Genomic DNA, 24,139 nt, shown 5'->3' on the forward strand with positions numbered 1-24,139 from the left:
CACCTGGCGCCGCGCCGGCCGCGGGCCCGGGCAGGCCGTTGACCGGGGCGGCGGGGACCGCCGGTTGAGCCGGCGCGCCCGACGCGTGGTCCCCGTAAGGACTTGGCGGGCAAGGGCGTCCGGCAACCCAAGCGCCGCCTGAAACCGCAGCAGGCCGACACCGGCCGCGACGTTCGGGAGCCGAAGCGATTCCGGAAAGCCAAGCAGGCCAAGGGCGCCGGGGCCGCGCAGCGGCCCGAGGCGGTGGCGGCGGGGCACTCGGCGCGGGAGCGCCGCACCCGTCAGATCGTGCAATTGACCAGCCGCGGCGGGTCGTTCGTCTTCCGGCACCGCGCGGGCAACGTGGTCATCCTGGTGCTGATGCTGGTGGCGGCCGCCCAGCTGTTCGTCCTGCAGGTGACCAACGCCCCGTCGCTGCGGGCCCAGGCCGCCGGCCAGCTCAAGGTCACCGATGTGGAAAAGGCGGTGCGCGGCAGCATCATCGACCGTCGCAAAGACCAGCTTGCCTTCACCATCGAATCGCGTGCGCTGACGTTTCAGCCGAAACGGATTCGTAAGCAGCTCGAGGAGGCCAAAGCCAAGAACTCGACCGCTCCCGATCCGCAGCAGCGGTTGCGCGACATCGCCAAGGAGGTCTCCAGCCGCCTGGGCAACAAGCCGGACTCGGCGACCGTGTTGAAGAAGCTGCAGACCGACGACAACTTCGTCTATCTGGCGCGCGCCGTCGATCCCGCTGTCGCCAGCGCGATCTCGGACAAGTACCCCGAGGTCGGTTCCGAGCGCCAGGATCTGCGCCAGTATCCGGGCGGATCGCTGGCGGCCAACATCGTCGGCGGCATCGACTGGGACGGGCACGGCCTGCTGGGGCTGGAAGAGGCCATGGATTCGGTGCTGTCGGGCACCGACGGCGCGGTCACCTATGACCGCGGATCCGACGGCGTGGTCATCCCCGGCAGCTACCGCAACCGGCACCGGGCGGTCAACGGCTCGATGGTCCAGCTGACCCTCGACGACGACATCCAGTTCTACGTCCAGCAGCAGGTCCAGCAGGCCAAGAATGTCTCTGGCGCGCACAATGTTTCGGCCGTCGTGCTGGACGCCAAGACCGGCGAAGTGCTGGCCATGGCCAACGACAACACGTTCGACCCCTCGCAGGACATCGGGCGCCAAGGCGACAAACAGCTGGGCAACCTGGCCGTGTCCTCGCCGTTCGAGCCCGGCTCGGTGAACAAGGTGATCACCGCCTCGTCGGTCATCGAGTACGGCCTGTCCAATCCCGATGAGGTGCTTCAGGTCCCCGGCACCCTCCAGATGGGCGGAGTGTCCATCCACGACGCATGGGACCACGGCGTGATGCCCTACACCACCACCGGTGTGTTCGGAAAGTCCTCCAACGTCGGCACTTTGATGCTCGCACAGCGCGTCGGCCCGGATCGCTTCTACGACATGGTCCGCAAATTCGGTCTGGGCCAGCGCACCAACGTGGGCCTGCCGGGTGAGAGCGCCGGGCTGGTGCCGCCGATCGACCAGTGGTCGGGCAGCACCTTCTCGAACCTGCCCATCGGCCAAGGTCTTTCGATGACGCTGCTGCAGATGACCGGCATGTACCAGGCGATCGCCAACGATGGATTGCGGATACCGCCGCGAATCATCAAGGCCACCATCGCCCCCGACGGCACCCGCACCGAGGAGCCGCGTCCGGACGGCGTGCGGGTGGTGTCGCCGCAGACGGCGCAGACCGTGCGCAACATGCTGCGCGCCGTCGTGCAAAAGGACCCGATGGGCTACCAGCAGGGCACCGGTTCCGCCGGCGCGGTGACGGGCTACCAGATGGCCGGCAAGACGGGTACCGCCCAGCAGATCAACCCGGCCTGCGGCTGCTACTTCGACAACGTCTACTGGATCACGTTCGCGGGGATGGCGACCGTCGACAATCCCCGGTACGTCATCGGCATCATGATGGACAACCCCGAGCGCAACGCCGACGGGACGCCGGGCCACTCGGCGGCCCCGCTGTTCCACAACATCGCCGGCTGGCTGATGCAGCGCGAGAACGTGCCGCTGTCGCCCGACCCCGGGCCGCCGCTGACGCTGCAGGCCACCTAGCCCTAGCGACCTCGCCAGGGCCGAGCCGGACCTTCCGTCGGCGCGCGCATCGCCTCGTGGCCGGTTGCGGCTAGGTAGGGTGTCATGGCCGATCATGAGGATCGCGCGGCGTCGGAGGGAGGTGTGAGAAGAAGTGGTGCTGCCCACTGGGTTACGCCCCAGCGCCGTCGCCGGCGTGCGGTTGCCCGCGCTCGCCGAGCAGGTGGGAGCGGTCCCGGCCGACGTCGCAGGTCAGGGCGCCGTCGTGCCCGACGTGGCGATCACCGGCGTGACGCTGCGCGCCCAGGACGTGCTGCCCGGTGACCTGTTCGCCGCGTTGCCCGGCCTGACCACGCACGGGGCCCGCTATGCCGCGGAGGCGATCGAACGCGGCGCGATCGCCGTGCTCACCGATGCCGCCGGGGTCGCGGAGATGAGCGCCGCCGGCGCCCCGCCCGTGCCGACGCTGGTGCACCCCGACCCCCGCGGCGTGCTCGGCGGCCTGGCCGCCACGGTGTACGGGAACCCGTCGCAGCGGCTGGCCGTTATCGGCATCACCGGCACCTCCGGCAAGACCACCACCACCTACCTGGTCGAATCCGGCCTGCGGGCCGCCGGGCGCAGGTGCGGGCTGATCGGCACCATCGGCATTCGCATCGACGGCGCCGACATCCCCAGCGCGCTGACCACCCCGGAGGCGCCCGCGCTGCAGGCGATGCTGGCGGCCATGGCCGAGCAGGGTGTCGACACCGTGGTCATGGAGGTCTCCAGCCACGCGCTGGCGCTGGGCCGGGTGGACGGAACCGGTTTCGCGGTAGGCGGTTTCACCAACCTGTCCCGCGATCACCTCGACTTTCACCCGACCATGGAAGACTACTTCAACACCAAAGCCCTGTTGTTCGAGCCGAATTCGCCGCTGCGGGCGCGCCGCGCGGTGGTGTGCGTCGACGACGAGGCCGGGCGGGCCATGGCGGATCGAGCCGGCGACGCCGTCACCGTCAGCGCCGAGGGCCGGCCGGCGAATTGGCGCGCCGTCGACGTCGCCCCGTTGGGCGCCGGGGGACAACAGTTCTCCGTCATCGACCCCGCCGGCGCGCGGCACCAGGTCGGGGTCCCGCTGCCCGGCCACTACAACATCGCCAATTGCCTTGTGGCGCTGGCCCTTCTGGATGCGGTCGGGGTGACGCCGGAGCAGGCGGCGCCGGGGCTGCGGCAGACCCGCGTGCCGGGGCGCATGGAACAGATCGACGCCGGCCAGGAGTTTTTGGCGCTGGTCGACTACGCCCACAAGCCAGGCGCTCTGCGCGCGGTGCTGAGCACGCTGGCGCGTCCGGGTCGCCGGGTGGCGGTGGTGTTCGGCGCCGGCGGCGAGCGCGACCCGGGCAAGCGGGCGCCGATGGGCGCGACGGCCGCCGAGCTGGCCGATCTGGTGGTCGTCACCGACGACAATCCGCGCGGCGAAGACCCGTCGGCGATTCGCCGGGAGATCCTGGCCGGGGTGACCGAAAGTGGCTGCGCGACAGAAGTTGTCGAGATCGCCGACCGGCGCGAGGCGATCCGGCACGCGGTCGGCTGGGCCAGGCCCGGCGACGTGGTGCTGATCGCCGGCAAGGGCCACGAAACCGGGCAGCGCGCCGGTGACGTGGTCCGCCCCTTCGACGACCGCGTCGAGTTGGCGCGGGCGTTGGAGGATCGCGCATGATCGACCTGACCGTCGCCCAGATCGCCGACATCGTCGGGGGCACCCTGTCCGACATCTCGCCCGAGGACGCCGCGCACCGCCACGTCACCGGGACGGTGGAGTTCGACTCGCGTGCCGTCGGGCCCGGCGGGCTGTTCCTGGCGCTGCCCGGCGCACGCTCGGACGGGCACGACCATGCGGCCTCGGCGGTGGCGGCCGGCGCGGTCGCGGTGCTGGCCGCGCGGCCGGTCGGGGTCCCCGCCATCGTCGTCGCACCCGCGGGGGTTTCGGGATCGCGGGCCGGGGTCCTCGAGCACGACCCGGACGGCTCGGGTGCCGCGGTGCTGGCCGCGCTGGCCAGGCTGGCCAAGGCGGTGGCCGCCGAACTGGTGGCGGGCGGGCTGACGATCGTCGGCATCACCGGGTCGTCGGGAAAGACCTCGACCAAGGACCTGGTGGCCGCCGTGCTGGCGCCGCTGGGTCAGGTGGTGGCCCCGCCCGGGTCCTTCAACAACGAGCTGGGCCACCCCTGGACGGTGCTGCGCGCGACGTCCGACACCGACTATTTGGTTCTCGAGATGTCGGCCCGCCACCCCGGTAACATCGCCGCGCTGGCCGACATCGCCACGCCCTCCATCGGCGTCGTGCTCAACGTCGGCACCGCTCACCTCGGCGAGTTCGGCTCGCGCGAGGCCATTGCCCAAACGAAATCCGAACTGCCACAATCTGTTCCAGCTTCCGGCGTGGTGATCCTGAACGCCGACGATCCGGCCGTGGCGGCCATGGCCGACGTGACCGCGGCCCGGGTGGTCCGGGTCAGCCGCGATGAGCACACCAACGGGAGCCCCAGCGACCTGTGGGCCGGGCCGGTGTCGCTCGACGAGCTGGCCAGGCCGCGGTTCACGCTGCACCGGCGCGACGCCGCCGGGGTGGCGCAGGTGCCGGTGCAGCTCGGCGTCTACGGCGATCACCAGGTCGGCAACGCGCTGAGCGCGGCCGCGGTCGCCCTGGAATGCGGCGCCGACCTCGAACAGGTGGCCGCCGCCCTGGCCGGGGCGGGCCCGGTGTCGCGGCACCGGATGCACGTCACCACCCGCGCCGACGGCGTTACCGTGATCGACGATGCCTACAACGCCAACCCCGATTCCATGCGGGCCGGGTTGCAGGCGCTGGCGTGGATCGCCCACGGCGGGGGCGAGGGCGGCCCCGCCGAAAAGCGCAGGAGCTGGGCGGTGCTCGGCGAGATGGCCGAGCTCGGCGAGGACGCCATCCTCGAGCACGATCGCGTCGGCCGGCTGGCCGTGCGCTTAGATGTGTCTCGACTCGTTGTCGTGGGAAGTGGGAGGTCGATGAGCGCCATGCACCACGGAGCGGTCATGGAGGGTTCCTGGGGCGCCGCCGATAAGGGCGCCGTCAACGTCGCCGACAGCGACGCCGCCCTGGAGTTGCTGCGAGCCGAGCTGCAACCCGGCGACGTGGTGCTGGTGAAGGCGTCGAACTCGGCCGGGCTGGGCGCGCTGGCGGACGCGCTGGCCCGTGACGATCGCGAGGGCGGCGAAGCCGGGCGAAGCGGGTCGTCACCATCGAGCCGTGACGATCGCGAGGGCGGCGAAGCCGGGCGAAGCGGGTCGTCACCAGCAGAAGGCTCGGACGACCGCGGGACGCGCGCATGAGGCAGATCCTGATCGCGGTGGCCGTCGCGCTGACCGTGTCGATCCTGTTGACCCCGGCCCTGATCCGGTTGTTCACCCGGCAGGGATTCGGCCACCACACCCGCGAGGACGGCCCGCCCACCCACCACGCCAAACGGGGCACGCCGTCGATGGGCGGCGTGGCGATCCTGGCCGGCATCTGGGCGGGCTATTTGGGCACCCACCTGGCCGGGATGGCCTTCGACGGTGAAGGCATCACCGTGTCGGGCCTGCTGGTGCTCGGGCTGGCCACCGTGCTCGGCGTCGTCGGATTCCTCGACGACCTGATCAAAATCCGCCGGTCGCGCAACCTCGGCCTGAACAAGACCGCCAAGACGATCGGGCAGGTCGCCGCCGCGGTGCTGTTCGGCGTGCTGGCGCTGCGGTTCCGCAATAACAACGGCCTGACGCCGGCCAGCGCCGACCTGTCCTACGTGCGCGAGATCGCCACCGTCACCCTGGCGCCGGGGCTGTTCGTGTTGTTCTGCGTGGTCGTCGTCAGCGCGTGGTCCAACGCGGTGAACTTCACCGACGGCCTGGACGGGCTGGCCGCCGGTTGCATGGCGATGGTCACCGCCGCCTACGTGCTGATCACCTTCTGGCAGTACCGCAACGCCTGCGTCACGGCGCCTGGGCTGGGTTGCTACAACGTGCGCGATCCGCTGGACCTGGCGCTGGTCGCGGCCGCCACCGCGGGCGCCTGCATCGGCTTTCTGTGGTGGAACGCCGCGCCCGCCAAGATCTTCATGGGCGACACCGGATCGCTGGCGTTGGGCGGCATCATCGCGGGTATCTCGGTGACCAGCCGCACCGAGATCCTCGCCGTCGTGCTGGGTTCGCTGTTCGTCGCCGAGGTCAGCTCGGTCGTGTTGCAGATCCTGACCTTTCGGACCACCGGGCGCCGGGTGTTCCGGATGGCACCCTTTCATCACCATTTCGAACTGGCCGGCTGGGCCGAAACCACGGTCATCATCCGCTTCTGGCTGCTCACCGCGATCGCCTGCGGCCTGGGCGTGGCCCTGTTCTACGGTGAGTGGCTGGGCGCGATCGGTGCCTGATGAGCGGCTCTGATCCAGTGCAAGACCCCCTGGCGCCGGGCGCGCCGGTGCTGGTCGCCGGCGGCCGGGTCACGGGCAGGGCCGCGCTGGCGGTGCTGACCCGGTTCGGCGCGGTGCCCACGGTGTGCGACGACGACCCGGCCACGCTGCGCGGCTACGCCGACGCCGGCGTGGCGACCGCGTCCACCGCGACGGCCACCGAGCAGATCTCCCGCTTCGCGCTGGTGGTCACCAGTCCCGGCTTCTCGCCGACGACGCCGCTGCTGGTGGCCGCCGCGGCCGCCGGGGTGCCGATCTGGGGCGACGTGGAGCTGGCCTGGCGGCTCGACGCCGCGGGCCGGTACGGGCCGCCGCGGCGCTGGCTGGTGGTCACCGGGACCAACGGCAAAACGACCACGACGTCGATGCTGCACGCCATGCTGAGCGCCGGCGGGCGGCGCAGCCTGCTGTGCGGCAACATCGGCGACCCGGTGCTCGACGTCCTGGAGCAACCCGCCGAGGTGCTGGCCGTCGAGCTGTCCAGCTTCCAATTGCATTGGGCGCCTTCGCTGAAGCCCGAGGCCGGCGCGGTGCTCAACATCGCCGAGGACCACCTCGACTGGCACGGCAGCATGGCCGCCTACGCCGCGACGAAGGCCCGGGTGCTCGACGGCCGGGTGGCGGTGGTGGGCCTGGACGACCGCCGGGCGGCGGCGCTGCTGGACACCGCCGCGGCGCCGGTGCGCGTCGGCTTCCGGCTGGGTGAACCGGCCGCGGGGGAGCTGGGCGTGCGCGACGGCCACCTGGTGGACCGCGCGTTCGCCGACGACCTGGCGCTGCTCCCGGTCGACTCCATCCCGGTGCCGGGGCCGGTCGGGGTGCTCGACGCGCTGGCCGCCGCGGCGCTGGCGCGCAGCGTCGACGTGCCGGCCGAGGCGATCGCGGCCGCGATCGCCGCGTTCCGGGTCGGCCGGCACCGGGCCGAGGTCGTGGCCGTCGCCGACGGAATCACCTACGTCGACGACTCCAAGGCCACCAACCCGCACGCCGCCGAGGCGTCCGTGCTCGCCTACCCCCGGGTCGTGTGGATCGCCGGCGGCCTGCTCAAGGGCGCGTCGGTCGACGCCGAGGTCTCCAGGATGGCGTCGCGGCTGGTCGCGGCGGTGCTCATCGGCCGAGATCGGCAATTGGTTGCAGAGGCGTTATCGCGACACGCGCCGGATGTCCCCGTCCTGCACGTTGTGACAGGCGAGGATGCTGATATGGATGCGACTGCTGTGGTTTTTGGGGCAGATGTGACAGAAGTGAAACAATTCGGCGACAAGCAACATTCCGGGGAGCAGAAACATTCCGGCAACGTGGGCACGGCGGTCATGAACGCGGCGGTCGCCGCGGCTCGTACCGTAGCCAAGCCCGGTGACACCGTCCTGCTGGCTCCGGCGGGCGCATCGTTCGACCAATTCGCGGGTTACGCCGACCGTGGCGACGCCTTCGCCGCCGCCGTGCATGCGGCGCTCCGGTAGGGCGGGCGTGGATAACGCACTGACCCGGCGGCTGCGCCGGGGTAAAGACACCACCGAGACGGCCGCGGCCGAGGCCGGTGCGGCCGACGATGCCGACGCCGATGCCGCCGACGCCCCGGCAGCCGAGACCGACAAGAAGGCCGACAGGAAGGCCGACAAGAAGGCCGACGCGCCGCAGACGAAGGACAAGCCCGCCAAAGACGGCGGTGCGCACGGCAGGTTCGGCGCCTGGCTGGGCCGGCCCATGACGTCGTTTCACCTGATCATCGCCGTGGCGGGGCTACTGACGACGCTCGGGCTGATCATGGTGCTCTCGGCGTCGGGCGTGCGGTCCTACGACGCCGACGGGTCGGCCTGGGTGATCTTCGGCAAGCAGGTGTTGTGGACCGTGGTCGGGCTCATCGCCTGCTACGCCTCCCTGCGGATGTCGGTGCGGTTCATCCGGCGGGTCGCATTCACCGGTTACGTCGTCACCGTCATTCTGCTGGTGCTGGTGCTCGTTCCGGGTATCGGCAACCTGGCCAACGGATCTCGTAAATGGTTCGTGGTCGCGGGTTTCTCGATGCAGCCCTCCGAGCTGGCCAAGATCGCCTTCGCCATCTGGGGCGCCCACATGCTGGCCGCCCGCCGCCTGGAGCGGGCGACCCTGCGGGAATTGCTGATCCCCCTGGTGCCGGCGGCGGTGATCGCGCTCGCGCTGATCGTGGCGCAGCCCGACCTCGGGCAGACGGTGTCGCTGGGCATCATCCTGCTGGCCCTGTTGTGGTACGCCGGCCTGCCGCTGCGCGTGTTCGTCACCTCGTTGCTGGCCGTGTTCGTGGCCGGCGCGATCCTGGCCATGTCGGCCGGCTACCGGTCGGACCGGGTACGGTCCTGGATCAACCCGGAGAACGACCCGCAGGACACCGGCTACCAGGCCCGGCAGGCGAAGTTCGCGCTCGCGCACGGCGGCATCTTCGGCGACGGCCTGGGCCAGGGCGTGGCCAAGTGGAACTACCTGCCCAACGCGCACAACGACTTCATCTTCGCGATCATCGGCGAGGAGCTCGGCTTCATCGGCGCCTTCGCGCTGCTGGTGCTGTTCGGGCTGTTCGCCTACACCGGGATGCGGATCGCGCGCCGCTCGGCCGATCCGTTCCTGCGGCTGCTGACGGCCACCACGACGATGTGGGTGCTGGGGCAGGCGTTCATCAACATCGGCTACGTCATCGGCATCCTGCCGGTGACCGGCATTCAGCTGCCACTCATTTCCGCCGGTGGAACGTCCACCGCGGCAACACTTTTCATGATCGGCATCATGGCCAACGCTGCCCGTCACGAGCCGGAAGCGGTGGCCGCCCTGCGGGCCGGTCGCGACGACAAGGTGAACCGGATCCTGCGGCTGCCGCTGCCCGAGCCCTACTCGCCGACGCGCCTGGAGGCGTTCCGCGACCGCAAGCGGGCCCGCCCGAAGGCCGCCTCGCAATCGGGCGAAGCCCCACGCAAGGCCGCCGGGGCGCCCGGCCGCAAGCCCGCCCGCAAGGCCTCCCCGAAGGTAGAGGGTCCGCAGCGGCCGGCGCTGCCGCGAACGGCCGGCCGGCCGGCTCGCCAGACTGGAGGTACCGCCCGATCGCGGGCCAGGCATCATGGATCTGGCCAGCGCCGCGTCAGCCAGGCGGCAGGCCAGCGTCAGCCACGACGCGCACGCGCACTGGAAGGTCAGCGTTACGGGTGAACGACACGGTCAACAAGCCGACCGGCGGGCGGGGGGCAAACCCCTTGCCCGCCGGTGCCGCGTTGCCCTCTTTTACGCCCGAAAAGCCCCTGTCGGTCGTGCTGGCCGGTGGGGGAACCGCCGGTCACGTCGAGCCGGCGATGGCCGTCGCGGACGCGCTGAGCGCGCTCGATCCGCACGTCCGCATCACCGCGCTGGGCACCGCGCGCGGGCTGGAAACCAGGCTGGTGCCCGAGCGCGGCTATGACCTCGAGCTAATCACGCCGGTGCCGCTGCCGCGCAAGCCCAGCGGCGACCTGGCGCGGCTGCCCTCGCGGGTGTGGCGGGCCGTTCGCGAGACCCGCGCCGTGCTCAGGGCGGTCGACGCCGACGTGATCATCGGCTTCGGGGGATACGTGGCCCTGCCGGCCTATCTCGCCGCCCGCGGTGTCTCGCCGCGCACGCCGCGGATCCCGGTGGTGATCCACGAGGCCAATGCCAGCGCCGGGCTGGCCAACCGGGTCGGCGCCCGCAGCGCCGAGCGGGTGCTGTCCGCGGTGGCCGATTGCGGCCTGCCGCGCGCCGAGGTGGTCGGGGTGCCGGTGCGCGAGGCCATCACCTCGCTGGACCGCGCGGCGCTGCGTGCGCAGGCGCGCAGGCACTTCGGCTTCGCCGACGACGCCCGGGTGCTGCTGGTGTTCGGCGGCTCGCAGGGCGCGGCCTCGCTGAACCGGGCCGTTTCGGGCGCGGCCGCCGAGCTCGCCGCCGCCGGCGTGGCGGTCCTCCATGCGCACGGCCCCAAGAACACGCTGGAGTTGCGCGAACCCGACCCCGGTGACCCGCCCTACGTGGCGGTGCCCTACCTGGACCGGATGGACCTGGCCTATTCGGCCGCTGACCTGGTGATCTGCCGATCCGGTGCGATGACGGTCGCCGAGGTGTCGGCGGTCGGCCTGCCGGCCATCTACGTGCCCCTGCCCATCGGCAACGGCGAGCAGCGGCTCAACGCGCTGCCGGTGGTCAACGCCGGTGGTGGCATGATCGTCGCGGACGCCGACCTGACGCCCGAGCTGGTGGCCCGCGAGGTGGCGGGGCTCCTAGGCGACCCGCCGCGACTGGCGGCCATGACCACCGCCGCCGCGCTGGTCGGACACCCCGACGCGGCCCGGCGGGTGGCCCAGGCGGCGCTGGACATCGCCAGGAAGGCGCAGCTCGGCCGCCAGAGTGGCCGGTGGGCCGGGAGAACCCGGTGAACACCCCGCAGCTGCCGCCCGAGCTGCAGCGCGTGCACATGGTCGGCATCGGGGGAGCCGGCATGTCGGGCATCGCGCGCATCCTGCTCGACCGCGGCGGGCTGGTATCCGGTTCGGACGCCAAGGAGTCACGCGGCATCCACGCGCTGCGCGCCCGCGGCGCGCAGATCAACATCGGGCATGACGCCGCCGCACTGGACCTGTTGCCCGGCGGCGTCACCGCCGTCATCACCACCCACGCCGCCATCCCGAAGACCAACCCGGAGCTGGTCGAGGCCCGCCGGCGCGGCATCCCGGTGATCCTGCGGCCGGCCGTGCTGGCCAAGCTGATGGACGGGCGCACCACGCTGATGGTCACCGGCACGCACGGCAAGACGACGACGACGTCGATGCTCATCGTGGCGCTGCAGCACTGCGGACGCGATCCGTCCTTCGCGGTCGGCGGCGAGATGGGGGAGGCCGGCACCAACGCCCACCACGGCAGCGGCGACTGCTTCGTCGCCGAGGCCGACGAAAGCGACGGCTCGCTGCTCGAGTACACGCCCAACGTCGCCGTCGTCACCAACATCGAGACCGACCACCTGGACTTCTACGGCAGCGCCGACGCCTATGTCGCCGTGTTCGACGCCTTCGTGGAGCGACTGGCCCCCGGCGGCGCGCTGGTGGTGTGCGTCGACGATCCGGGGGCACAGGCGCTGGCCAGACGCACGGCCGAGCTGGGCATCCGGGTGCTGCGGTACGGATCGGTGTCGCAGGACGGGTCATCGCGCCCGGGCGAGGAGCTGGCCGCGACGTTGCTCTCGTGGCAGCAGCAGGGCACCGAGGCCGTCGCGCAGATCCGGCTGGCCCCCGAACTCGACCCGGAGCAGCACCCGCGGGTGATGCGGTTGTCGGTGCCCGGCCGCCACATGGCGCTCAACGCGATGGGTGCGCTGCTGGCGGCGCTCGAGATCGGCGCCCCGGCCGACGCCGTGCTGGACGGCCTGGCCGGCTTCGAGGGCGTGCGCCGCCGGTTTGAACTGGTGGGCAGCGCGGCCTCGGTGCGGGTGTTCGACGACTACGCCCACCACCCCACCGAGATCGTCGCCACGCTGGGGGCGGTCCGCACCCTGCTCGAGCAAAGCGGTGACGGCCGCAGTATCGCGGTGTTCCAACCCCATTTGTATTCGCGGACAAAGGCTTTCGCCGAAGAGTTCGGGCGGGCGCTGGACGCGGCGGACCAGGTGTTCGTTCTCGACGTCTACGGCGCGCGCGAACAGCCGCTGGCCGGTGTCAGCGGCGCCAGTGTCGCCGAGCATGTCAGCGTGCCGGTGCGCTACCTGCCGCACTTCTCCGCGGCCGCCGAGCAGGTGGCCGCGGTCGCCGCGCCCGGCGACGTCATCGTGACCATGGGAGCCGGCGACGTGACCCTGCTCGGGCCCGAGATCGTGACGGCGTTGCGGGTGCGGGCCAACCGCGGCGCCCCCGGGGCGTTGCGATGACGGAGCCGGACGACCCGGTCCCTACCGACGTGGCCGGGGCACGGGCCGCCGGTCAGCCGTCCGGCGCCGACGACATCGCGGTCACCGAACCGCTCGTCACCGGTACAGGCGCGGAGCGGGGTGACGCCGGCCCCCAGCCCGATCAGGCCGATGTCGAGGGGCCACGCCGGCGTGCCCGCCGGGAACGCGCCGAACGCCGCGCCGCGCAGGCCCGCGCCACCGCCATCGAAGAGGCGCGCCGCGAGGCCAAGCGCCGGGCCAGCGGGCGGCTGGTCACCGAGCCCAAACCCGTTGCGCGCGGGGTCGTTCGGGGCCTGAAGATGCTGCTGGCGACCATCCTGCTGGTGGTCGTCGGCATCGGGCTGGCCTTGATCCTCTACTTCACGCCGGCGATGTCGGCCCGCAACATCGTGGTCGTCGGCACCGGGGTGGTCACCCGGGAAGAGGTCCTGGAGGCGGCGCACGTGCGGCCCGGAACGCCGCTGCTGCAGATCAACACCAGCCAGGTGGCCGACCGGGTGGCGGCGATCCGGCGGGTGGCCAGCGCGCGGGTGCAGCGCCAGTACCCGTCGGCGCTGCGGATCACCATCGTGGAGCGAGTTCCGGTGGCGGTCAAGGACTTTCCCGACGGCCCGCATCTGTTCGACCGCGACGGCGTGGACTTCGCGACCGGCCCGCCGCCCCCGGCCCTGCCGTACCTCGACGTCGCCGACCCGGGTCCGAACGACCCGGCCACCAAGGCCGCCCTGCAGGTGCTGACCGCGCTGCGGCCCGAGGTCGGAGGCCAGGTCGGCCGGATCGCGGCGCCCTCGGTCGCCTCGATCACCCTGACCCTCGGCGACGGCCGGGTGGTGATCTGGGGCACTACCGACCGCACCGACGAGAAGGCCGAGAAGCTGGCCGCGCTGTTGACGCAGCCCGGCAAGACCTACGACGTGTCCAGCCCGGATCTGCCGACGGTCAAGTAGCGATCTTCGTCACGTCGTCCGCCCCGATCCGCCGTCGAGCAGCGCTCACGCCGCCGCGACGCACCAAAATTGCCCAAAATTTGCGGGGCGCGTGTCGGCGCGCCTGCGGGGTTAGGGCGCGCCCTACCCATACCGTTCTGGTTGCGCGCCACTACTTGACATAACTCTAACTCTATGGTTGAGGTTGAGGGTTTGCCAGGGAGGGACCGCGACGTCCGGAGGAGCCCACCGCCGGCAGAGCTGAGCCAAGCCCATCAGGGAGGAAGACGAATGATGACCCCCCCGCACAACTACCTGGCCGTCATCAAGGTCGTGGGTATCGGTGGCGGCGGCGTCAACGCCGTCAACCGGATGATCGAACAAGGCCTCAAAGGCGTGGAGTTCATCGCGATCAACACCGACGCGCAGGCGCTGTTGATGAGTGATGCCGACGTCAAACTCGACGTCGGGCGCGAATCCACGCGTGGCCTGGGCGCCGGGGCGGACCCGGAGGTCGGCCGCAAGGCCGCCGAGGACGCCAAGGACGAGATCGAGGAGCTGCTGCGCGGCGCGGACATGGTGTTCGTCACCGCCGGGGAGGGTGGCGGGACCGGCACCGGCGGCGCGCCCGTCGTCGCCAGCATCGCGCGCAAGCTGGGCGCGCTGACCGTCGGCGTGGTCACCCGCCCGTTCTCGTTCGAGGGCAAGCGGCGCGGCAACCAGGCCGAGAGCGGCATCTCGGCGCTGCGCGAAAGCTGCGACACGCTGATCGTGATCCCCAACGACCGGCTGCTGCAGATGGGCGACGCCGCGGTCTCGCTGATGGACGCCTTCCGCAGCGCCGACGAGGTGCTGCTCAACGGTGTGCAGGGCATCACCGACCTGATCACCACCCCGGGCCTGATCAACGTGGACTTCGCCGACGTCAAGGGCATCATGTCCGGCGCGGGCACGGCCCTGATGGGTATCGGCTCCGCCCGCGGCGAGGGCCGCTCGCTCAAGGCCGCCGAGATTGCCATCAACTCGCCGCTGCTGGAAGCCTCGATGGAGGGCGCGCACGGCGTGCTGATGTCGATCGCCGGCGGCAGCGACCTGGGGCTGTTCGAGATCAACGAGGCGGCCTCGCTGGTGCAGGACGCCGCCCACCAGGACGCCAACATCATCTTCGGCACCGTGATCGACGACTCGCTGGGCGACGAGGTGCGCGTCACCGTCATCGCCGCGGGCTTCGATGCCGCCGGCGCCGGCCGCAAACCCGTCATCGGCGGCAGCGCCGACAGGGAGGAAAAGGGTGGTGCGCACCGGATCGAGTCGGCAAAGGCGGGCAAGCTCACCTCGACGTTGTTCGAACCGGTCGACGCGGTCAGCGTGCCGGTTCACACCAACGGCTCGACCTTGAATATCGGCGGCGATGACGACGACGTCGACGTGCCGCCCTTCATGCGTCGCTGAGATATGCCGGTGACCCTGGATCCCCGGCCGCGACGGTCGGGGCCGCCTGTTAGACAGGGCATCTCCGATACTGGTCACGTGAGCGTTCGCATTCGACGGGTGACCACCACCCGCGCCGGTGGTGTCTCGAAGCCGCCCTTCGACAGCTTCAACCTCGGCGACCACGTCGGGGACGACCCCGCGGCGGTGGCCGACAACCGCGCCCGGCTGGCCGCGGCCATCGGGCTGCGCGGCGCTCGGGTGGTGTGGATGAACCAGGTCCACGGCGATCGGGTCGAAGTGGTCGACGGGGCGCGCGACACCGCGGTCGACGACACCGATGCATTGGTGACCCGCACCGCGCGTCTCGCGCTGGCGGTGGTGACCGCCGATTGCGTTCCGGTGTTGATGGCCGACGCGCGTGCCGGTGTGGCCGCGGCGGTGCACGCCGGTCGGGTCGGCGCCCAGTGCGGGGTGGTGGCCCGCACGGTGGAGACGATGGTGGAGCTCGGCGCGCGGCCCGAAGACATTTCGGCGCTCCTGGGTCCGGCGGTCAGCGGCCGCAATTACGAAGTGCCCGCGGCGATGGCCGACGAGGTCGAGGCGGCGTTGCCGGGCAGCCGGACCACCACCGGGGCGGGCACGCCCGGGCTGGATCTGCGTGCCGGAATAGCTTGGCAGCTAAGGAATTTAGGCGTGACGGCCATCGACATCGATCCGCGCTGCACGGTGGACGACCCGGCCTTGTTCAGTCACCGCCGGGACGCGCCGACCGGGCGGCTGGCCTCACTGGTCTGGATGGAGTGATTGCGATGGCGGCCCCGAATAGTCGAAGCGACCGCGAATCGGAATTGACCCACGCGTTGGCGTCGGTGCGCTCGCGCCTGGCCGCCGCAGCGGAAGCGGCGGGCCGCAACGTCGGCGAAATCGAAGTTCTGCCGATTACCAAATACTTTCCAGCAACCGACGTTGTGACTTTGTCCCGATTGGGTTGTCGCGCCGTCGGCGAATCGCGGGACCAGGAGGCGACGGCGAAAGTGGCCGAAGTCACCCGGCTGCTGGCGGCGTCCGCGCGGGCGGGCGTGGGAAATCCAAGCTGGCACATGGTCGGTCACATCCAGCGGAATAAGGCACGGTCGGTGGCGCGCTGGGCGCACACCGCTCACTCCGTCGACAGCGCTCACCTGGTGACCGCGCTGGACAAGGGGGTGGCCGCGGCGCTTTCCGACGGCCGTCGCACCGACCCGATGCGGATCTATGTCCAAGTCAGCCTCGACGGCGACGAGTCTCGCGGTGGCGTCGACATATCCCGGCCGGGAGCCGTCGATCAGGTGTGCGACCAGGTCGAGGAGTCCAAGAACCTGGACCTGGTGGGGCTGATGGGGATTCCGCCGCTGGACTCGGACCCCGAAGAGGCCTTTGACCGGCTCCGATCCGAGCATCGACGGGTTCTCGAATCCCACCGCAACGCCGTCGGGCTGTCCGCCGGCATGTCGAACGACTTCGAAATCGCCGTCAAACACGGTTCGACGTGTGTGCGTGTCGGTACCGCGCTAATGGGCCCGCGGCGGTTACCGTCACCGTAAGTAGTCACTGCAGTAACAGCTTTATCACTAACACCAGTACTCCCAGGGGCTAGAAGGGTCAACGCAATGAGCACACTGCACAAAGTCAAGGCCTATTTCGGTATGGCCCCAATGGACGACTACGAGGACGAGTATTACGACGACCACGCGCCGTCCCGTGGTTTCCCGCGCCCGCGATTTGACGACGGATACGGTCGCTACGAGCAAGACGACTACGACGATCCGCGCCGCGAACCCGCCGACTACCCGCCGCCCGCCGGCTACCGCGGCGGCTACGGGGACGAGCCGCGCTACGGCGCCGTCCACCCCCGCGAGTTCGACCGCGCCGAGCGCGGCGGCGGCCCGCGCTTCGGGTCGTGGTTGCGCAACTCCACCCGCGGCGCGCTGGCGATGGACCCGCGCCGGATGGCGATGATGTTCGAAGAGGGCCACCCGCTGTCGAAGATCACCACGCTGCGGCCCAAGGACTACAGCGAGGCCCGCACCATCGGCGAGCGTTTCCGCGACGGCACCCCGGTGATCATGGACCTGGTGTCGATGGACAACGCCGACGCCAAGCGGCTCGTCGACTTCGCGGCCGGCTTGGCCTTCGCCTTGCGCGGCTCGTTCGACAAAGTCGCCACCAAGGTGTTCCTGCTGTCACCCGCCGACGTCGACGTGTCCCCGGAGGAGCGCCGCCGGATCGCCGAAACCGGTTTCTACGCTTACCAATAGGCGCATCCGCCGCCCCGATCCGCAGCGGCGGCTCGGTCACCCGAGCCACCGCAAGGGTGACGTGAGATAGGGGCTCTTACTCGGAGTCGGTAGGCTGGCAGGCGCCGCGCTGGTCCGCGGCGCTTGGCCATCGCTGAGCATCGCTTGTCATCTCATGGGTAAGGTCGGGGCACTTCAGTTGGTGTTGTTCTTTCAGATCCTCGGGTTTGCGCTGTTCATCTTCTGGCTGCTGCTCATCGCTCGGGTCGTCGTCGAGTTCATCCGCTCGTTCAGCCGGGATTGGCATCCCACCGGCATCACCGTCGTGGTGCTCGAGATCATCCTGTCGATCACCGATCCGCCGGTGAAATTGCTGCGCCGGCTCATCCCGCAACTCACCATCGGAGCGGTCCGCTTCGACCTGTCGATCATGGTGCTGTTGCTCGTCGCGTTCATCGGCATGCAACTGGCCTTCGGCGCCGCCGCATAGGCCGCCCGGAGGCCCGCCGGGCGGACCGTCGGAGCTAACGCATTCCGCCCCGGAGACGGTTCGGACACGTTTTAGCGTCGGTTTGGTTCCCCCGATTTAAAATTTCTAAGGTTTCGGATTTTATTGCCCTCAATGTTTGAAATTGGTCCTTATTTATTGGGCTAATCAGCAACGGTCGCGCCTGGTGTGACAGGATGGACGGCAGTTGCACTACGGCTACCACTGCGTTCTACACTTTCCAGAACGTTCGAGAAGGAACTTGAGGGGACGAAACAATGCCGCTTACACCAGCCGACGTCCACAATGTGGCGTTCAGTAAGCCACCGATCGGCAAGCGGGGCTACAACGAAGACGAGGTGGATGCCTTCCTCGATCTGGTGGAAGCCGAGCTGACGCGGCTCATCGAAGAGAACAGCGATCTGCGCCAACGAATCGAGGAGCTGGACCACGAGCTGGCCTCCGGCGGTGGCTCGGCCACTCCGGCCGCGGCCGCCGCCCCCACCCAGGCCATTCCTGTGCGCGAGCCGGTCCCCGAACCGGAACCGGTCAAGCCGGCGCCGGCCGCAGCCCCGACCGCCGCGGCCAACAACGAGGAACAGGCCATGAAGGCCGCTCGGGTGCTGACGCTGGCGCAGGACACCGCCGACCGCCTGACCACGACCGCAAAGGCCGAGTCGGAGAAGATGCTGGCCGACGCCCGCGCCAATGCCGACCAGATTCTCAGCGAGGCGCGCAGCACCGCCGAGACCACCGTCACCGAGGCCCGGCAGCGCGCCGACGCGATGCTCGCCGACGCGCAGACCCGTTCGGAGACCCAGTTGCGGCAGGCCCAGGAGAAGGCCGACGCCCTGCAGGCCGACGCCGAACGCAAGCATTCCGAGATCATGGGCACCATCAACCAGCAGCGCACCGTCCTGGAAGGCCGCCTCGAGCAGCTGCGCACGTTCGAACGCGAGTACCGGACCCGGCTCAAGACCTACCTGGAGTCCCAGCTGGAAGAACTCGGCCAGCGCGGATCCGCGGCACCCGTGGACTCCAGCGCCGACGCGGGCAGCTTCGACCAGTTCAACCGGGGCAACAACTAGCCGTTCGGGCGTGCCGGTCGCTCGCCGAGCTTCGGGGTTGGCACACTAGGTCATGAAACCGCGGTCCCGCTCGTCGCTTGGAGGATGACTGATGCTCATCATTGCGCTGGTATTGGCCCTGATCGGGCTCGTCGCGTTGGTGTTCGCGGTCGTCACCAGCAACGAGCTGGTGGCCTGGGTCTGCATCGCCGCCAGCGTGGTGGGCGTGGTGTTGTTGATCCTCGACGCGCTGCGGGAACGCCAGCGGCGCGACCTGGGCGGCGACGAAGCCCAGCACGCCGACGAGGCGCAGGTCGACGAGGAGGACTACGTCGACTACCCCGAGGAGGTCCCGGGCGAGGGCGAAACGGCGACGGGGGAGACCGCGCCGACCGAGGAGTCCAGGGTCCCGGCCGAGGGCCACGGCGACGAGCCTGCCAAGTAATTCTTTGCCTCGACGGCTCGGCGATCAGCCGGTAGCCGTGCCCAGCAGCTCGCGCACCTCGTCGTCGCTGATCTGGTGGAAGTCGTCGTAGACCTGTCCGACCGCTTCGAATCCGGGCGGCATCGTCAGGCATACCACGTCATCGGCCTCCCGCGCGAGGTCGCGGCAGGTCGACTCCGGACCCACCGGCACGGCGATCACGATCGATTTCGGCCCGGCGGCCCGGATGGCGCGCACGGCGGCGAGCATGCTTGCGCCCGTTGCGATTCCGTCGTCAACCAGGACGACGATCCTGTCGCGCAGGTCGGCCATCGGGCGACCGCCCCGGTAGGCGTGTTCGCGCCGCAGCAGCTCGGCCGCCTCGCTGTCGATCACCTCGCGGACCTGCTCGTCGGTGATGTGCAGGCTGGCCACCACATCGTCGTTCATCACCACGCCGCCACCGCTGGCCAAGGCGCCCATCGCCAGCTCCGACCACTGCGGCACCCCGAGCTTGCGGACCAGAAAGACGTCGAGCGGAGCACCGAGGGCCGCGGCGATCTCCCAGGCCACCGGCACGCCGCCACGCGCCAGACCGAATACCAGCACGTCACCGCGGCCGCGATAGGCCGCCAGCTGCAGTCCCAGCGCGCGTCCGGCCTCGCGTCGGTCGACGAACGTCTTCGGCGATGTCCGCCGGACAAAGCCACTCGATCGGTTCATGCGTTCACACTCCCGGCTACTGGGCCTGCTTCCAGGCTACGTGCGGTCGCAAAGGGGAGGATGCGCGAGATGAGACCGCGCCACCCAGGCGGCGTGACCAGGTACGGGCGTGATCGCCGCTTCGCGGCTCAGCACACTCCATCGGCTCAGGAATGAATGCGAGCATCCATTTCACTCGGCTCAGTCGCGTGTGCGCGCTGCTGCGCGGCTCAACACACTCCATCCTCGGAAATGAACGCAAGCGTCCATTTCGCTCGGCTCAGTCGCGTGTCCGAGGGGGGACTTGAACCCCCACGCCCATTAGTAGGGCACTAGCACCTCAAGCTAGCGCGTCTGCCATTCCGCCACTCGGACAAGGCCAAACCAGCATGGGTTGGCAGCTAAGGCTATCGGATCGCGGGCCGCGAACCCAATCCAGCTCCTCGAGACGTGTCGACGATCGGCATCGAGCCGTCCGGCCTCGGCAATGGTAGGAAAGGTGGTTGTGACCATTCAGAGCGGGGCGACCGAGGGGCCAACCAACCCGAGCGACGACGTGGTCGAGGTTGTCAGCAAGTTGATCCGGTTCGACACCACCAACACCGGCGAACCGGAGACGACCAAGGGAGAGGCCGACTGCGCGCAGTGGGTGGCCGAGCAGCTCGCCGAGGTCGGCTACGCGCCGCACTACGTCGAATCCGGCGCCCCGGGCCGCGGCAACGTGTTCGCCCGGCTGCCGGGAGCGGACTCCTCGCGTGGCGCCCTGCTGATTCACGGGCATCTGGACGTGGTGCCGGCCGAGCCGACCGAATGGAGCGTGCACCCGTTCTCCGGCGCGGTCAAAGACGGCTTCGTCTGGGGTCGCGGCGCGGTCGACATGAAGGACATGGTCGGCATGATGATCGTGGTGGCCCGCCACTTGAAGCGGGCGGGCATCGTGCCGCCGCGTGACCTGGTCTTCGCGTTCATCGCCGACGAAGAACACGGCGGGACCTTCGGCGCGCAGTGGCTGGTCGACAATCGCCCGGAGCTCTTCACCGGCATCACCGAGGCGATCGGTGAGGTGGGCGGCTTCTCGCTGACGGTGCCGCGCAAGGACGGGGGCGAACGTCGGCTCTATCTGATCGAGACGGCCGAAAAGGGGCTGTCCTGGATGAAGCTGACCGCCCGGGGGCCGGCCGGACACGGGTCGATGGTGCACGACCAGAACGCCGTCACCGCCGTCGCCGAGGCCGTTGCCCGCCTGGGCCGCCACCAGTTTCCGCTCGTGCTGAACGACGCCGTCGCGCAGTTTCTCGCCGCGGTCAGCGAGGAGACCGGCCTCACCTTCGACACCGAATCGGGGGACCTGCGCGGGGCGATCGACAAGCTGGGCCCGATGGCCCGCATGCTCAAGGCCGTGCTGCACGACACCGTGAACCCCACCATGCTCAAGGCGGGGTACAAGGCCAACGTCGTACCGGCCGTCGCGGAGGCGGTGGTGGACTGCCGGATATTGCCGGGCCGCAGGGAGGCGTTCTTGGCCGAGGTCGACGAGCTGCTGGGACCGGACGTGACGCGCGAGTGGATCCAGGATCTGTCGTCCTATGAGACCAGCTTCGACGGCGACCTCGTCGATGCCATGAACGCCGCCGTGCTGGCGTTCGACCCGGGCGCCCGTACCGTGCCGTATATGCTTTCCGGCGGCACCGATGCAAAGTCGTTTGCGCGCTTGGGTATTCGTTGTTTCGGCTTCAGCCCGCTGCGGTTGCCGCCGGACTTGGATTTCACGGCGTTGTTCCACGGCGTGGATGAGCGGGTACCCATCGATGCGCTGCGGTTCGGCACCGACGTGCTGGCCCACTTCCTGACCCACTGCTAGATCAGACGCAAGCCGATCACACGAGAGGACCGCCATGAGCACTGCTCCCGACCCGTACGCATCGTTGCCCAAGCTGCCGACCTTCACGCTGACCTCCCAGTCGGTCACCGACGGCCAACCGCTGGCCAAGCCGCAAGTCAGCGGAATCATGGGCGCGGGCGGCGAAGACGTCAGCCCCCAGCTGAGCTGGTCGGGCTTCCCGGACGAGACCCGCAGCTTCGCTGTCACGGTCTACGACCCCGACGCCCCGACGGCCTCCGGGTTCTGGCACTGGGCGGTGGCCAACCTGCCGGCCGACGTCACCGAGCTGCCCGCGGGCGCCGGCGACGGCAGCAACCTGCCCGGCGATGCGCTGACGCTGGTGAACGACGCCGGGCAGCGCCGCTACATCGGGGCCGCGCCGCCGGCGGGCCATGGCCCCCACCGGTACTACATCGCCGTGCACGCCGTGGACACCGAGAAGCTGGATCTGCCCGAGGACGCCAGCCCAGCCTTCCTCGGGTTCAATCTGTTCCAGCACGCCATCGCGCGAGCGGTCATCCACGCCACCTACGAACAGAAGTAGGGGCGGGTTACGGCCAACGGCGTTCCGGGCGGGAAGGTTCCCGGCGCTGGTGGGGCTCCGGCGCGAGGCACGCTCCGGCCGCCCGGCATCCCAAATCACGTCGCCAGTTTCGTCCCGGTGGTTTCGCGGCGGCGCGTTTTGTCGGTGGGCTGTCGTAGCATTCGAACATGTGTTCGAGTGCATGGGAAAAGATTCAGGCTGACGTTGACGCGTTGAGCGCGGCCGTCTCGCGCTTCCAGGCGCTTTCCTGGGAGGCTCTGACGCCTGCCGAGCTGGTTGACGCGCTGGAGAGATACGCGTTTTTTATCGGCCGGCTGGATGCCCTCATATATGAGCTGCGAAGCCCTTTCGCACGGCTGGGTGGGACGCGCCCATGACTTTGACCAACCGCGAGCAGATTCAGGACGACGTTGAGGCATTGTGCGCTGCGGCCGCTCGCTTTCAGGAGCATTCCTACGAGGCTTTGACCAACCCGGAACGCCTCGGAATCTTGGAGACACTCGAACGCGTAACACGCAAGCTTCAAACGCCAAGTCATCAGCTCATCAATCAGCTTGGTGAGCAAGGGGATTCAACGGAGTTTGGCGGCAAGCTGTCCTGGGTGTTGGCCGATCGGCTGCACATCACCCGCGCCGAGGCCGGCCACCGGATCGCTGAGGCCGCCGATCTGGGCCCCCGCCGGGCGCTGACGGGTGAGCCGTTGGCTCCGGCGTTGCCGGCCACTGCGGCGGCCCAGCGCGACGGGGCGATCGGGCAAGACCACGTGGCGGTGATCCGTCGGCTTTTCCACCAGCTGCCCGAGTCCGTCGACATCGAAACGCGTGAGCACGCCGAGCGGCAGCTGGCAGCCAAGGCGCGCGAATTCCGGCCCGATCAGCTCGCCAAGCTCGCCCGCCGCCTGATGGACTGCCTCAATCCCGACGGCAACTACACCGACGAGGATCGAGCACGAATGCGCGGGCTCGTACTCGGCAATCAGCAACCCGACGGCATGTCGCGCCTGAGTGGATGGCTGACGCCCGAAGCCAGAGCCAGCTGGGAGGCGGTGCTGGCCAAGCTGGCCGCGCCGGGCATGTGCAATCCCGACGACGACACGCCGATAGTGGACGGCGCCCCGCCGGAAGAGGCTGTGCAACATGACACCCGCACCCCCGGTCAGCGCAATCACGACGGGCTCAACGCGGCGTTGCGAGCTGCGCTGGCCAGCGGAGAGTTGGGTCAGCACAACGGATTACCCGCCAGCATCGTCGTGACCACCACGCTCAGGGAACTCGAAGCCGCCGCCGGAACGGGCTTGACGGGCGGCGGCACCCTGCTGCCGATGTCGGATGTGATCCGCCTGGCCCGGCACGCCCACCATTACCTGGCGATCTTCGACAAGGGCAAGGCGCTGGCGCTGTATCACACCAAGCGACTGGCATCACCGGGTCAGCGAATCATGCTGTACGCCAAGGATCGAGGGTGTTCCCATCCCGACTGCGACGTGCCCGGTTATTACTGCGAAGTGCACCACGTCGAAGATTGGGCCAAGACATACCGCACCGACATCGACCAACTCACCTTGGCCTGCGGACCGCACCACCGGCTTCTCGAGAAGGGCTGGACCACCCGAAAACGGGCGAACGGCGACACCGAATGGATACCCCCGCCGCATCTCGATCGGCGGCAACCGCGGACCAACACGTTCCATCACCCGGAGGAATTGCTGAGCGAGGGAGAAGACGGCGAGAACGACAACTCAGTGGGGGCGGCTTAAGGCGGCGACTTACATACGTCCGTACGCGACGGCCATGATTAGACCCAAACCCGCCAGCAACAGAAACATGATTGCGACCGGGTCGATCACTTCGAAGATCATGTGATCATCCCTGGATCAGCGAGGCGTCGAGAACTGGTGTAACCGGCCGTGGTTCAGCACATCCGGGCATCATG

19 protein-coding genes, 1 tRNA gene and 1 pseudogene are annotated in these 24,139 nt (G+C 69.7%); 19 read left to right on the plus strand and 2 right to left on the minus strand.

Annotation, left to right across the window (positions count from 1 at the left end; translation table 11 throughout):
- Positions 1 to 138: 138 nt before the first annotated feature.
- The 16 genes from A9W96_RS21755 to A9W96_RS21830 all read left to right on the plus strand — a co-directional run bounded on the left by A9W96_RS21755 (position 139) and on the right by A9W96_RS21830 (position 19,100).
- Positions 139 to 2,106, plus strand: a complete 1,968-nt coding sequence (locus A9W96_RS21755; protein WP_067143026.1) for a penicillin-binding protein 2 — start codon at positions 139 to 141, stop codon at positions 2,104 to 2,106.
- A gap of 133 nt (positions 2,107 to 2,239) precedes the next feature.
- Positions 2,240 to 3,787, plus strand: coding sequence for a UDP-N-acetylmuramoyl-L-alanyl-D-glutamate--2,6-diaminopimelate ligase (locus A9W96_RS21760; RefSeq protein WP_067142977.1), 1,548 nt, complete (start codon positions 2,240 to 2,242; stop codon positions 3,785 to 3,787).
- Positions 3,784 to 5,439 carry a UDP-N-acetylmuramoyl-tripeptide--D-alanyl-D-alanine ligase gene (gene murF / locus A9W96_RS21765; RefSeq protein WP_231999781.1) on the plus strand — a complete coding sequence of 552 codons (1,656 nt, stop codon included), beginning with the start codon at positions 3,784 to 3,786 and terminating at the stop codon, positions 5,437 to 5,439. Before A9W96_RS21760 ends, murF begins: the two co-directional genes overlap by 4 nt.
- Entirely contained in the window at positions 5,436 to 6,515 is a 1,080-nt protein-coding gene (gene mraY, locus A9W96_RS21770; protein WP_066873412.1) for a phospho-N-acetylmuramoyl-pentapeptide-transferase, read from the plus strand. The genes murF and mraY overlap by 4 nt, the downstream gene beginning before the upstream one ends.
- Positions 6,516 to 6,532: 17 nt before the next feature.
- On the plus strand, positions 6,533 to 8,017 hold the full coding sequence (gene murD, locus A9W96_RS21775) for a UDP-N-acetylmuramoyl-L-alanine--D-glutamate ligase (protein ID WP_156765361.1): 1,485 nt from the start codon (positions 6,533 to 6,535) through the stop codon (positions 8,015 to 8,017).
- A 7-nt stretch (positions 8,018 to 8,024) separates the two neighbouring features.
- Positions 8,025 to 9,731 (plus strand): putative lipid II flippase FtsW, encoded by a 1,707-nt coding sequence (gene ftsW, locus A9W96_RS21780; protein ID WP_067142982.1) that lies wholly within the window; start codon positions 8,025 to 8,027, stop codon positions 9,729 to 9,731.
- Complete coding sequence (gene murG, locus A9W96_RS21785; RefSeq protein ID WP_067021189.1) at positions 9,728 to 10,963, plus strand: undecaprenyldiphospho-muramoylpentapeptide beta-N-acetylglucosaminyltransferase; 1,236 nt, start codon at positions 9,728 to 9,730, stop codon at positions 10,961 to 10,963. The genes ftsW and murG overlap by 4 nt, the downstream gene beginning before the upstream one ends.
- Positions 10,960 to 12,444, plus strand: coding sequence for a UDP-N-acetylmuramate--L-alanine ligase (murC, locus tag A9W96_RS21790; protein ID WP_067143030.1), 1,485 nt, complete (start codon positions 10,960 to 10,962; stop codon positions 12,442 to 12,444). Before murG ends, murC begins: the two co-directional genes overlap by 4 nt.
- On the plus strand, positions 12,441 to 13,412 hold the full coding sequence (locus A9W96_RS21795) for a cell division protein FtsQ/DivIB (RefSeq protein WP_067142984.1): 972 nt from the start codon (positions 12,441 to 12,443) through the stop codon (positions 13,410 to 13,412). The genes murC and A9W96_RS21795 overlap by 4 nt, the downstream gene beginning before the upstream one ends.
- 273 nt (positions 13,413 to 13,685) lie before the next feature.
- The gene (gene ftsZ, locus A9W96_RS21800) at positions 13,686 to 14,843 is read left to right on the plus strand and encodes a cell division protein FtsZ (protein ID WP_067021187.1); all 1,158 of its coding nucleotides are present in this window, start codon (positions 13,686 to 13,688) and stop codon (positions 14,841 to 14,843) included.
- 78 nt (positions 14,844 to 14,921) lie between these two features.
- Positions 14,922 to 15,629, plus strand: a complete 708-nt coding sequence (pgeF, locus tag A9W96_RS21805; protein ID WP_067142987.1) for a peptidoglycan editing factor PgeF — start codon at positions 14,922 to 14,924, stop codon at positions 15,627 to 15,629.
- 5 nt (positions 15,630 to 15,634) lie between these two features.
- Positions 15,635 to 16,408, plus strand: coding sequence for a YggS family pyridoxal phosphate-dependent enzyme (locus A9W96_RS21810; RefSeq protein WP_066873525.1), 774 nt, complete (start codon positions 15,635 to 15,637; stop codon positions 16,406 to 16,408).
- Between the two features lie 66 nt (positions 16,409 to 16,474).
- A complete protein-coding gene (locus tag A9W96_RS21815) occupies positions 16,475 to 17,122 on the plus strand; it encodes a cell division protein SepF (protein ID WP_066873504.1) in 648 nt (215 codons plus the stop codon).
- 178 nt (positions 17,123 to 17,300) lie between these two features.
- Complete coding sequence (locus tag A9W96_RS21820; protein ID WP_007770770.1) at positions 17,301 to 17,591, plus strand: YggT family protein; 291 nt, start codon at positions 17,301 to 17,303, stop codon at positions 17,589 to 17,591.
- A 275-nt stretch (positions 17,592 to 17,866) separates the two neighbouring features.
- The gene (locus tag A9W96_RS21825; RefSeq protein ID WP_066873501.1) at positions 17,867 to 18,676 is read left to right on the plus strand and encodes a DivIVA domain-containing protein; all 810 of its coding nucleotides are present in this window, start codon (positions 17,867 to 17,869) and stop codon (positions 18,674 to 18,676) included.
- A gap of 91 nt (positions 18,677 to 18,767) precedes the next feature.
- Positions 18,768 to 19,100, plus strand: a complete 333-nt coding sequence (locus tag A9W96_RS21830) for a phage holin family protein (protein ID WP_067142990.1) — start codon at positions 18,768 to 18,770, stop codon at positions 19,098 to 19,100.
- A gap of 24 nt (positions 19,101 to 19,124) precedes the next feature.
- Here A9W96_RS21830 and A9W96_RS21835 read toward each other — a convergent pair.
- Positions 19,125 to 19,802 (minus strand): annotated as a pseudogene (locus A9W96_RS21835) (phosphoribosyltransferase); the annotation flags it as partial.
- A 268-nt stretch (positions 19,803 to 20,070) separates the two neighbouring features.
- A tRNA-Leu gene (locus A9W96_RS21840) sits at positions 20,071 to 20,156 on the minus strand.
- A gap of 112 nt (positions 20,157 to 20,268) precedes the next feature.
- On the opposite strand from A9W96_RS21840, the gene A9W96_RS21845 reads away from it, so the two are divergent.
- The 3 genes from A9W96_RS21845 to A9W96_RS21860 all read left to right on the plus strand — a co-directional run bounded on the left by A9W96_RS21845 (position 20,269) and on the right by A9W96_RS21860 (position 23,963).
- Positions 20,269 to 21,642 carry a M20/M25/M40 family metallo-hydrolase gene (locus A9W96_RS21845; RefSeq protein ID WP_369806919.1) on the plus strand — a complete coding sequence of 458 codons (1,374 nt, stop codon included), beginning with the start codon at positions 20,269 to 20,271 and terminating at the stop codon, positions 21,640 to 21,642.
- 34 nt (positions 21,643 to 21,676) lie between these two features.
- Complete coding sequence (locus tag A9W96_RS21850) at positions 21,677 to 22,207, plus strand: YbhB/YbcL family Raf kinase inhibitor-like protein (RefSeq protein WP_066873491.1); 531 nt, start codon at positions 21,677 to 21,679, stop codon at positions 22,205 to 22,207.
- Positions 22,208 to 22,580: 373 nt separating this feature from the next.
- On the plus strand, positions 22,581 to 23,963 hold the full coding sequence (locus tag A9W96_RS21860) for an HNH endonuclease signature motif containing protein (protein WP_067142995.1): 1,383 nt from the start codon (positions 22,581 to 22,583) through the stop codon (positions 23,961 to 23,963).
- The last annotated feature ends 176 nt before the right edge of the window (positions 23,964 to 24,139 follow it).

The sequence above is a fragment of the Mycobacterium sp. 1245852.3 genome (assembly GCF_001669335.1).
In the GTDB taxonomy this organism is placed as follows: Bacteria; Actinomycetota; Actinomycetes; order Mycobacteriales; family Mycobacteriaceae; genus Mycobacterium; species Mycobacterium europaeum_A.

Excerpts from the sequence above, each read along its gene's own strand:
- A9W96_RS21815 (WP_066873504.1), top strand. The coding sequence starts at position 16,475 with ATGAGCACACTGCACAAAGTCAAGGCCTATTTCGGTATGGCCCCAATG.
- murF (WP_231999781.1), top strand. The coding sequence starts at position 3,784 with ATGATCGACCTGACCGTCGCCCAGATCGCCGACATCGTCGGGGGCACC.
- A9W96_RS21810 (WP_066873525.1), top strand. The coding sequence starts at position 15,635 with ATGGCGGCCCCGAATAGTCGAAGCGACCGCGAATCGGAATTGACCCAC.
- A9W96_RS21825 (WP_066873501.1), top strand. The coding sequence starts at position 17,867 with ATGCCGCTTACACCAGCCGACGTCCACAATGTGGCGTTCAGTAAGCCA.
- A9W96_RS21830 (WP_067142990.1), top strand. The coding sequence starts at position 18,768 with ATGCTCATCATTGCGCTGGTATTGGCCCTGATCGGGCTCGTCGCGTTG.
- A9W96_RS21850 (WP_066873491.1), top strand. The coding sequence starts at position 21,677 with ATGAGCACTGCTCCCGACCCGTACGCATCGTTGCCCAAGCTGCCGACC.
- ftsZ (WP_067021187.1), top strand. The coding sequence starts at position 13,686 with ATGACCCCCCCGCACAACTACCTGGCCGTCATCAAGGTCGTGGGTATC.
- A9W96_RS21845 (WP_369806919.1), top strand. The coding sequence starts at position 20,269 with ATGGTAGGAAAGGTGGTTGTGACCATTCAGAGCGGGGCGACCGAGGGG.
- A9W96_RS21795 (WP_067142984.1), top strand. The coding sequence starts at position 12,441 with ATGACGGAGCCGGACGACCCGGTCCCTACCGACGTGGCCGGGGCACGG.
- mraY (WP_066873412.1), top strand. The coding sequence starts at position 5,436 with ATGAGGCAGATCCTGATCGCGGTGGCCGTCGCGCTGACCGTGTCGATC.
- A9W96_RS21860 (WP_067142995.1), top strand. The coding sequence starts at position 22,581 with ATGACTTTGACCAACCGCGAGCAGATTCAGGACGACGTTGAGGCATTG.